This is a genomic window from Kribbella sancticallisti, assembly GCF_039530625.1.
GTDB classification, from domain to species: Bacteria; Actinomycetota; Actinomycetes; order Propionibacteriales; family Kribbellaceae; genus Kribbella; species Kribbella sancticallisti.
Window position 1 is genome coordinate 1 of record NZ_BAAAOS010000024.1, and the last position, 795, is coordinate 795.

The 795-nt window shown below is 65.4% G+C and carries 1 protein-coding gene; it reads left to right on the forward strand.

Annotated elements, in window-relative coordinates; all coding sequences use genetic code 11:
- Positions 1-63: 63 nt before the first annotated feature.
- Positions 64-795, forward strand: a 732-nt coding sequence (locus tag ABD255_RS20085) for an aminotransferase class V-fold PLP-dependent enzyme (RefSeq protein WP_344216112.1), incomplete at its 3' end; no start/stop codon positions are given.

Sequence of the window (795 nt, forward strand, 5' to 3'; positions counted from 1 at the left end):
GTCCGGGGCCGAACGTCTCGGCCAGCTCCCGCAAGAATTGCTGACAGCCGGATGAGGACCCGGATGGAGACATCGATCAGTGGCTCCCCGCTCGACATCGACGCACTGAGAGCGGATACCCCATCGTGCGCCACGCTCCTGCACGCGAACAACGCGGGATCCTCGCTCCAACCCACGCCGGTTACCGAGGCCGTACTCGACTACCTCGCGCTCGAGCAGCGACGCGGCGGCTACGAGGCGGCCATCGAACGCTCCGCGCAGCGTGAAGCGACGTATGCCGACCTGGGTCGGCTGATCGGCGCCCAGCCTCACCAGATTGCGATCACCGACAGCGCCACCCGCGCCTGGAACCTCGCCTTCGCCGCCATCCCGTTCAAGCCTGGAGATCGGATCCTCACCTCCGCGGCTGAGTATGCGAGCAACTACATCGCGTTCCTGCAGTTGCAGGAGCGGCTGCCGATCACGGTGGTGCCGGTTCCCAACGACGAGTCAGGACAGCTTTCGGTTCGCGCGCTGGCCGAGCTTCTCGACGAACGGGTCCGGTTGGTGGCCGTCACGCACATCCCGACCAGTGGTGGACTCGTGAATCCTGCGCGGGAGATCGGAGAGCTGGTTGCCGGCAGCAAGGCGCTGTACCTACTCGACGCGTGCCAGTCAGTCGGTCAGTTGCCGCTCGACGTGAGTGATCTCAATGTTGACCTGCTGACGACCACAGGGCGCAAATACCTGCGGGGTCCGCGCGGTACGGGCCTTCTCTATGTCCGCGACGAGACTCTGGACCAGCTACGCCCTCCT